7 protein-coding genes and 1 pseudogene are annotated in these 9,494 nt (G+C 41.6%); 6 read left to right on the top strand and 2 right to left on the bottom strand.

Annotated elements, in window-relative coordinates:
• From Q0093_RS14380 to Q0093_RS14355, 6 genes and pseudogenes are all read left to right on the top strand, one after another.
• Window positions 1–942, top strand: a 942-nt coding sequence (locus Q0093_RS14380) for a site-specific integrase (RefSeq protein WP_297931842.1), incomplete at its 5' end; no start/stop codon positions are given.
• Window positions 943–1,111: 169 nt separating this feature from the next.
• Window positions 1,112–1,957, top strand: a pseudogene (locus Q0093_RS14375) (hypothetical protein).
• Window positions 1,958–2,056: 99 nt separating this feature from the next.
• Window positions 2,057–2,431: a helix-turn-helix domain-containing protein gene (locus Q0093_RS14370; protein WP_297931845.1), complete on the top strand. Its 375-nt coding sequence runs from the start codon at window positions 2,057–2,059 to the stop codon at window positions 2,429–2,431.
• Window positions 2,432–2,433: 2 nt separating this feature from the next.
• Entirely contained in the window at window positions 2,434–3,504 is a 1,071-nt protein-coding gene (locus Q0093_RS14365; protein ID WP_297931839.1) for an AAA family ATPase, read from the top strand.
• 312 nt (window positions 3,505–3,816) lie between these two features.
• The gene (locus Q0093_RS14360) at window positions 3,817–4,236 is read left to right on the top strand and encodes a metalloproteinase (protein WP_297931836.1); all 420 of its coding nucleotides are present in this window, start codon (window positions 3,817–3,819) and stop codon (window positions 4,234–4,236) included.
• Window positions 4,233–5,441 carry a relaxase gene (locus Q0093_RS14355; RefSeq protein WP_297931833.1) on the top strand — a complete coding sequence of 403 codons (1,209 nt, stop codon included), beginning with the start codon at window positions 4,233–4,235 and terminating at the stop codon, window positions 5,439–5,441. The genes Q0093_RS14360 and Q0093_RS14355 overlap by 4 nt, the downstream gene beginning before the upstream one ends.
• A 322-nt stretch (window positions 5,442–5,763) precedes the next feature.
• On the opposite strand, the gene Q0093_RS14350 is transcribed toward Q0093_RS14355, so the two are convergent.
• Both Q0093_RS14350 and Q0093_RS14345 read right to left on the bottom strand, forming a co-directional pair.
• Entirely contained in the window at window positions 5,764–8,082 is a 2,319-nt protein-coding gene (locus Q0093_RS14350) for a S8 family peptidase (RefSeq protein ID WP_297931831.1), read from the bottom strand.
• On the bottom strand, window positions 8,079–9,188 hold the full coding sequence (locus tag Q0093_RS14345; RefSeq protein ID WP_297931828.1) for an AAA family ATPase: 1,110 nt from the start codon (window positions 9,186–9,188) through the stop codon (window positions 8,079–8,081). Before Q0093_RS14345 ends, Q0093_RS14350 begins: the two co-directional genes overlap by 4 nt.
• Window positions 9,189–9,494 lie beyond the last annotated feature (306 nt).

The following is a 9,494-nucleotide window of genomic DNA, read 5'->3' as shown; positions in this document are numbered from 1 at the left end:
TTCAACGAGGTAATGACCGAGAAAGCCGAAGCCATCCGTTGCCGCAGGTTTGAATCGGTTGTCAATGAACGGTATGACTTCTTTGACAAGTACAAGCTCAAGGCAGACTTTCTGGAGTATTATCGCAAACAGCTCCGTAAGCATGACCAAAAATGGGAGTTTGTCTATCTGCATTTCAGTAACTTCGTACATGGCAAATGTACCTTTGAGGAGATTGACATTGACCTATGTAACAAGTTTCGGGAATACCTGCTAAGTGCTAAGAAACTAAGACGCAACGGACGTATCACACGAAACTCCGCATCAGGATATTGGTCTACCTTTAGAGGATTCCTGAAAATCCTCTATCGCAATGGAATGATAAAGACCAATGTCAATGATTTTCTGGATAAGATTGAGACGGAGGATGTTGTCAAGGAATATCTGTCTGTAGAAGAATTATACAAGTTGGCTGAAACACCTTGTAAAAAACCTATTCTAAAAACAGCTTCTCTATTCTCTTGTATGACCAGTCTGCGTATCAGCGATATTCTCGCTTTGTGTTGGGAAGACATTGTGGACTATTCTGCCGGTGGGAAATGCGTACATATCATTACGCAGAAGAACAAGGCAGAAGACATCATCCCTATCAGCGAGGAAGCCTTGGAACTGATAGGCTACAGTTCCGAAAAGAAAGGTTTGGTATTCAAGGGGCTGATGCGCAGCTGGACACAAATACCGATGAAAGAGTGGATTCGTTCTGCCGGAATTACCAAGAATATCACATTCCACTCATACCGTAGAACGTTTGCCACACTGCAAGCTGCTGCAGGAACGGACATCCGAACCATACAGAGCATTATGGCTCACAAAAGTATTACTACAACCCAACGGTATATCAAAGTAGTTGATGCCAACAAACGGGAAGCCAGCAAGAAAATCACCTTGACACGGCAAGACTGACAGCCGTTTTGTCCTCGATTTTTACGGTCAGAATATGATTTCAGGTAAAAAATCATATTCTGACCATGATATTTAGCATGATACGTGGTAACTATCAATCTCTTTATTGCAACTATCTGGAATATCGACTATATCTTTAGCGCGAAACGATTCCAAATACTTGCGGACCATGACGAATAAAAAACAGACTCAGACTAAAAAGATAAGTTTTATCCTCGCACTATCCGTTATCATTTATGCGACCATAGATACTTATCTTTTCCTTTGCCATGACATAAGTATCATGCGCGTAGCGACTCCTGTTATAATAGGACTTGTAATAGCCATCTTATTGTGCGGACTCTTGCACAAGTTTTTTTATAGATGGTTGATAAAGAATCCCATCTGCTTCTCTTTTGGCGAACAGATCTCCCATACGGCAGAGTCAGAGAATATCATAGAGATTAATGATGTAACTGAAGCATTGCCCATCGAACAACCAATGGATTCTCCAGAACAGGAGTGTACTCCGTCTTAACAATCAAATCAGGATTCAGGCAATCCCGATTGTCCCGAAGATTCTCATTTGGCTAAATATGATGTCATATTGGAAAAACTTAAAAAGAGAGAAATTGAAAAGCAAGCGGAAATAATGAATGCTATTCGGGAATATATAACCATCAAAACAGCCCCATATCTTGCTAAAGAGGCTATCGCCATCCTTATTTCCAACATTGAGTACATGGCTTGCGACCAACCCGATTTGTATAAGCCGATTCGTTCCAATATAGACAATCCGCTGAGGTCACCGGGACTTCGCCATCTCGCATGGAATGTAGGTGAACGTTTGGGGGTATCATTGGCAAAAAGAGCCGTTTTTATCAAGAAATCATTTCCATACGAACTTGAAAAGGCGACTCTTGAATATCTCAGACTTAATTTACGGGATAATGTTCCAAGCCAGATTCCGATTGATGTACCCGATAAGGGCGATTATCGTTTCCATTTAGATATAGCCTATGATGATTCACAATAAAAAATGTATGCAGACGAAATAATTAATCTGGTCTGTATTGTTCTGCAAGGTTTCATTGAGTTGGTTCGCAACATGTTAAACGATCAAAAGAATCATAATATGGGAAAAGACCAACTGACATTCAACGACCTGCCGACAGTGGTAGGCGAATTGTGCAATCGGATTGCAAGTATGGAAAATCTGCTGACAGAAAAACTATCCAAGCAGCATGAAGCCAAAGAGAACACGCATGTCCCTATGACCGTACAGGAAGCATGCGCCTATCTTAAAATGCCGTTATCGACCTTCTATTATAAGGTCAAAAAGGACGATATTCCAGTTATCAAACAAGGAAAGCATCTCTACATCTATCGTGACGAACTGGATAGATGGCTGGAATCTTCCCGGAAGAATCCGGCTCCGCAAAGCTTCGAGGACGAGAATGAGTCCTTGCTCGCCTCCCATCGCCGTAAACCGAACCCTAAAAACTGGTAGCGATGGAAAAGACAGACACTATTATTCTTTCTCCGGAAGAATTGGCCGCTTACATGGCGGAGTCTACAATAAGCGTAACAAGTACATACGAACACTCCCCGGTGGTTCTGATGGTGGACGATACTGTTATCGGAACATTGGGAAATTTCAGTGCTTCCATCGGGAAAGCCAAAAGCAAGAAAACTTTCAACGTTTCAGCCATTGTCGCATCGGCATTGAGTGGCAGCACCGTTCTTCATTATCGGTCTACATTTCCCGAGAACAAGCGAAAGATTCTATACATAGACACAGAGCAGGGGCGGCATCATTGCCAGCAGGTTTTGACACGCATCTTACGTTTGGCCGACTTGCCGGAATACAAGAATCCGGATAATCTGATCATGCTGGCTCTGCGCAAGTTTTCCCCTAAACTACGTCTAGCGATAGTCGAACAGGCCATTGGCACAATACCGGATTTGGGATTGGTCATCATAGATGGCATTCGTGATTTCCTTTACGACATCAACTCCTCCAGTGAATCCACCGACATCATCTCCAAATTCATGCAGTGGACGGATGACAGGCAAATCCATATTCACACCGTCTTGCATCAAAACAAGAATGATGAACATGCCCGTGGTCACATCGGCACGGAACTCAACAACAAAGCGGAAACCATCATGCAAGTCGAAGTGGACAAAGAGGACAAGACTGTAAGCGTGGTCGAAGCCGTCCATATCCGTGACCGTGAGTTTGAGCCTTTCGCTTTCCGCATAAACGAGGAAGTCATGCCCGAACCGGTAGAGTCCTATCTGCCCAAAGGGAAGAAGACCGGACGACCAGCCAAAGAACCGTTCGATCCGGACAAGGAGATTCCAAAGAATGTACATCGTCCAGCATTGAATGCCGCTTTTGCCAATGGCAATATCGGCAATTACGATGATTATATAGAACGCTTGAAAGAGGGTTACGGATTACAGGGTATAAAACTCGGTTATAACAAGGCGGTAAAGGTCGCAACATTTCTCTGCGACGAACGAATGGTTATAAAAGAAGGGAAAGATTATGCCTTCAATCCAGAATACCATTACTGAATTTAACTTTACTTTATTGTCGGGGCGTATATATAAGAATAAAGCAAAGTCGGCAGGAAGACATCATGTGAGATATTCATATTCTCCCCTCTTTTAGAGGCTCATATCATCCTATGTTTCTATCTGAGTGCCAGTTCACTATACGCACCTATATAGCGTGTCGGGAAACATCAACAGGTAACTGTTGCGAGATATGCCAAGGTATAACCTCACTGCGTTACGGTTGTACATTGGCGCTCTCGCCTGCTCAGTTCCCTCGCTGGTGCGGTACTCGCAAGCTCGCACCTATTCAACCATTATAAAACGATTCAAATGAAAGAAGATATTGTCAATACATCGGACTCCTCAAAAGAAAACAGAAGTGTCTTCATCGGGGCTAAAGTCACTCCTACTCAGAAGGAGTATATAAAATCAATGGCTGCCCAATGCGGTATGACCGTAAGTGACTACATATTATCACGTGCGTATAACTTCAAGCCCAAAGCAAGGCTCACGAAAGAAGAAGCGGTATTGTTACAGAATCTGGACGATTGTCGGTCAGACCTCGTAAAATACACCTCCGCCCTACACGGAATGTCCACAAAGCAACGTATGGTAATGTTCAATCAGATTCCGTTCATGGTCGGCTGGCTCAAGGAACTTGGCAATGTGGCCGAAAGTGTCTGCCAGTTCCTGAATGTAGTAAAAGAGAAGAATAAAATTCCGTCCAACCCTAAATCCGAAGAAGAATGATTGCGAAAGCCAAAGCCATATCGCACGGTATAAACGACATCCGTTACATTACCGGCGAATCACAGCACAAAAAACATCCGGAGAAGATTTATCGGGTATTGGACAATCTGTTGCCCTCAGAACCGGACGCTATGGGGATATGGAACTCCATGCAGTTGACCCTATCCCAGCATCGTCCGATAAAGAACTCCGTTATCAGAATCGAGTTGAGCCCGTCTCCCGAACATACCCAATTCTATGACATCGAAGATTGGCAAAAACTTTGGCAGGAATTCGCCGAGGAGTTTGACAAACAAGTGATTACCGGCAAGGATGGGAAAGTCCGTTCCTGTCCGACCAATTTAGCTAACAGTAAATACTCGGTTTGGCTTCATACGGAATCCAAAGGCGAAGTCCCCCATCTCCATGCTGCGGTTTGCCGTTTGGATGAAGACGGCAATATCAACAACGACCACAACATTCATCTTCGTGCGCAACGTGCAGCCGAGCGAGTGGCAAAGAAACGTGGCTGGACAACAGCGGCACAAGTCCGAAATCGCAACATTCCACAAGTGAACTGGGACTGCATGGAGGTATTAAGAGCGATGCCATCGTGGTCATGGGATGAGTACAAAAATTCTCTTGCACAGAAAGGCTATACAGTACATGAACGGAAGGACAAGAAAGATGTTCTCCGTGGATATGCGATCCTCAAAGGAAATACCAAATACAAGGCTTCCGAATTGGGAGTGGCCCGTAACCTGATGATTTCCAAACTTCCCCGTACCTGGCAAAAGCTCCACTACCGGGAGAGGCTTGCCGCTCAGGTCAGTACCTCTCAAATCCATCGACCGGAACCTGTTCAAAGACCGGCAATCGATATAGACTATACTCACTATCGTTCCGGCTCGGTGTCCTACACGCTTTCTTCCCATGGCGGAACGGAACAGCGTTTCTATATCCCGGATCGGGTACTTGACTATTTCAACGATGAGTTCGACTATCGAGAGGTTACCAACAGCAGTGAGCTGACCGACATAGCCGTAGCATTCTTTGTCGGGATGCTTGACGCGCCCGCCGTATCTGCCGGAGGTGGTGGCAGAGGTTCGCAAAGCGATCTCCCCTGGCGGGACAAGGACGATGACGACCTGCAATGGGCCCGCCGATGTGCGCGTGCTGCTACCCTCCTATTGGGCAAGAAACCGAGAACAGGATTAAGACGATAAAGTCATGAAACAAGCATACAAAAAGCGGCCGCCTCGTGCGACCGCTAATAGTCCGCCGGTCTTGGCGGATATGGGGGCTTTATAAATCTGCAAATAAAAATACGAGACTCTAGCTTGAACCCTATATTTATACAAAATTTTATAGCACCTAATTATCGGCGCTTTAATAAATATAGGCACTATAGTCTAGTTATCCTATTTTGATTCATTCAAATGAGGGTTACGTAAAAGGCCCTCCTTTCTTGGAGAATTTACCCCTCGCACAAATACTTATGAGAGGGGTAAATTTTGTTTTAAGGGCTATTTAGTCATCCTGTGATTATTATTCGTTAACTACATTAATGTTTTGTCTAATGACAATGTCTGAATGTGCAAAATTGTGCTCATCAAGAGCTTGTAAACATGCATTATAAACAACACCTGTTCGCATAGGGTCTTTTATTGTTATGATGACCACAGCTTCAGTAGTGCCAACATCAAGCCCATTCATCTTATCTACCATTGTAGCATCACGATTTGTCGCCACAATACTTAAGCACCACCTCCTATTCTCTTTCAAATATGAATTACGATTAGCAGATCGCATTTGCTCGAGATTAACATGATAATTCTTAACTGCTAAATACTCTTCACCACACATAACTGTACGCTCAATAGGATTAGTACTCCTAAAAGATGATACCTTATACAGATCCTTTGTAAGAATATTCTTAGGGTTGACTAGCCTTTCTGAATTTCTATATCTTCTCGGAGTTCCAGCAGCCCCTAGTACTACATACTCAATCCTATCATACGATTGGAGAGCAACTTTTACATCGCTTTGACAATACTCGCTTTTTTCTGATTCCCTCAATACAGGATTAGTAACAACAGTTACAGTGACTTCGCCTATAAAATGACCATCATTCACCAAGTTAGCTGGGAATGGGATGTCTTGGATTTGCATATCAACACCATCGCTAAGTTCTGGTTTCCAAACCATTGTAAACTCATCCGGATCATTATATAAGATATCTTCCAATGTCGTCGGTATGCCAAAACCCAACTCGCTTAGTGTAATATTATTATCATCTGTCGTCAGATAGTGATATTTAGCACTGTGTATCAAAAGAGCTTTTATTAACAGAGGATCAAAGCTACGGTTCATCCTATGAGCTAAATTTGCAGCCAAAGCTGTTACTCTTGGTGTGGAGAAACTTGTTCCTCTGTATGCATTTGACTGGAATCCCGTATCTGAAAATGAATTAACTCCTATCGATTTATTACCTCCAACGTGTACTAAATCGGGTTTGACAGCACCTCCAGGACCAGGGCCGACTCTAGAAAAGTGTGAACGTCCACCAACTGGAACATCTTCTTCAGATTCGCAAACATGAGCCACAGAACCAACAGTCAATGACAACAGAGATTCTGCACCTTGAGTAATCCTTTTTTGATCTGGGAAACAAGGATCTATATTGCCAGCTGACTTACAAATGAGAATATTATTTTCTTTCTGAATATTATCCAACACCATGGCAAACTCAGAGAACTCATCATCTTCAATCTCATAACTAGACCCTTGAGATAAATTCCAAATATTAATATCACTATTATTGGAAATTGCCGTTTTAATATGTTCGACCATCTCGTCTTCTGAGATGCGAATAACTCTATCATCAGTGTTGACTATACAAGAACGTATATACATAGGAGCTGTTCCTGTTAAGACTTTGTTTTCAAGTGCATCACCATAATTTATTATGCTAGCGACTGAGGTCCCATGCAATCTTCTGATATCGTCTTCTTCAAGACCTGCAATATTCTCCTCAGATTCAATCCATGGAGCAAGATGGGGAATTGTCTCCACTCCAGAATCCAGAAGACCAATACGAGGGTATGATTCTCCATCCACAGGCCGACTTACTTCTATTTCCGTATTGAATTCCTCTGGTGAAACGGTCAATTCAAAGTAAGGCATTTTTTTTACGGATATAACAGAATCCATAGTGGCCAATGCTTCTATTACTTCTTGATTCGCATTTTCAATAACATACAGGTTAAGGCCTGGGCAGTAATCAAGCGAATGTGCATTCACATTACATCGCTCAAAAACTTGACCCATTTTATGATTTGCTAGTTCATTCAATTGCTGATTTTGATAATCAACAAGTCTAACTTTCACACGTCTACCAATTAGATCATCCTCAATATAAGGATGATATAGTTGTAAATTTTCTATGACAGCAATTCCGCATCGTTTATCCTGACTGATATTTTCTCCAGTAATATTGTGACGCATCATTTGAAGATCATTTTTACAGTCAACCTTAACCAAAAGACCTTGATGCGAGTTTTTACCTATAACATTGCGTTTGTTTCTACTGTCAAATATTGAACGAGCATTTGCACGGTAAGCTTTTCTCTTGACTGCACGCTTATCCAAGGTTGCAACCATTAAAATAGGAAGTCCTTCTTCCTCACGTGCATCAAAAATGCGGCCAACGTCGGAGAAAGTGTTTTCCATTATTCCAGCATGCGCTACTAAGGAATCATCCGTTGACCAAACAGGTAAGGAATTGTCTCCCATACCTTCCTTCAAAAACCGGTCTCTTTCACCTCTTGTTTCTACAAATTGTATTGGTAAATTTTTATTATTCATTTTGCCTCCTTTGTTGTGTTTTCAGTTAAATATGATTTGATTTTTCTTAGTCCTATTCCTGTCGCCTTATTTATAGCAAGTTGTGACATTCCGTATTCGCCTAAAAAACGAACATAGTTTCTTTCAGACTTTTCATTTACCTTTAGTTCATACAATGCATCTAACAATGTATTTATTGGAATCACTTTATCTTTATTTAGGACGCATTTAACCTTTGCTCGATCAAAAAGGGTCTTTAAATCTGAAGGTGAAATTCCATCAACCATAGCAGAAAAAGCTAGTTTCTTTGACATGTCGTTAGACATTTCAGTACTAAATGGTTCTGAAAAAATATCGATCATATCCATTATTTCTTTTTGTCCAGGAAGTCCAACCTCTACCGTCTGCACAAAACGACGCCAGATAGCATTATCTAGCAACTCTGCATGATTCGTTGCCGCAATCATGACCGCTTCTTGTTTCATCGCATCAATGTTCTGAAGTAGACTATTTATGACTCTCTTCAATTCCCCGAGTTCATGCTGATCATCTCTCGCTTTAGCTATTGCATCAAATTCATCCAAAAAAAGTATACAAGGGATAGTGTTGGCGTAATCGAAAATTTTTCGAATGTTTTTCGCAGTACTACCCAATAAAGAAGATACTATACCGTCAAGGCGGGCAATTATTAATGGCAGCCCTGTTTTTTCAGAGATATAATGGGCGATACTTGTCTTACCACAGCCTGGAGAACCATGCAATAACAGAGTTTTCTTAATTTCAATACCTGCAAGTTCAAGTTCCGATCGATGATTCACTATTTCAATAAACTCTGTAATTTTCTTATCTACTTCCGGTGTAAGAACTACTCGATATCGTTCCTCATCAGGTTGAACAATCTCGACAATTTGCAGACGGCTATCAGCATCAAGGGGAATAACTCTCATCGCATCTGCTATTGCGGAGTTATTAGGCATACCTTCTTCTATTTTTTGACGTATACATTTTGATAATGATATATCACCTTCTTTCTCTAACCTATCGGCAAGGCGGGAAGAATAAGCTATGATCTTCCTCTTGTCATTAGCCAATCCACCTTCTATTATTCTTAGTATTTCGGTTTGCATGTTGCTGTTTTTGTTTATTCTCGGTACAAAGATAATTATTATTCTGTATCAGTGTGCGATTTTGTGATAATTTTGTGTGATTTGACATTAAAAATGTGCGATTGACATCGATTTATGTGCGATTATGAATAAATTCAGATTATTCAGGCCGCCATCGATAAATTAGTAAAAAGGAATCACTACTGTCCCGTAAAAGTGGATAAAAAGTTCTTTTAAATTATTAAAATATAGTCAATTATATGGTTTTTTGAAATGAAACGGACTTGATTTTGCAACTTTGCAGTCTAATACAAATGGCTGCTATGT

The organism is uncultured Coprobacter sp. (genome assembly GCF_947855755.1).
GTDB lineage: Bacteria > Bacteroidota > Bacteroidia > Bacteroidales > Coprobacteraceae > Coprobacter.
Note: the sequence above shows the minus strand (reverse complement) of the source record. Positions and strands in the feature narration are given on the sequence as shown.

Excerpts from the sequence above, each read along its gene's own strand:
- Q0093_RS14370 (WP_297931845.1), top strand. The coding sequence starts at position 2,057 with ATGGGAAAAGACCAACTGACATTCAACGACCTGCCGACAGTGGTAGGC.
- Q0093_RS14365 (WP_297931839.1), top strand. The coding sequence starts at position 2,434 with ATGGAAAAGACAGACACTATTATTCTTTCTCCGGAAGAATTGGCCGCT.
- Q0093_RS14360 (WP_297931836.1), top strand. The coding sequence starts at position 3,817 with ATGAAAGAAGATATTGTCAATACATCGGACTCCTCAAAAGAAAACAGA.
- Q0093_RS14355 (WP_297931833.1), top strand. The coding sequence starts at position 4,233 with ATGATTGCGAAAGCCAAAGCCATATCGCACGGTATAAACGACATCCGT.
- Q0093_RS14350 (WP_297931831.1), bottom strand. The coding sequence starts at position 8,082 with ATGAATAATAAAAATTTACCAATACAATTTGTAGAAACAAGAGGTGAA.
- Q0093_RS14345 (WP_297931828.1), bottom strand. The coding sequence starts at position 9,188 with ATGCAAACCGAAATACTAAGAATAATAGAAGGTGGATTGGCTAATGAC.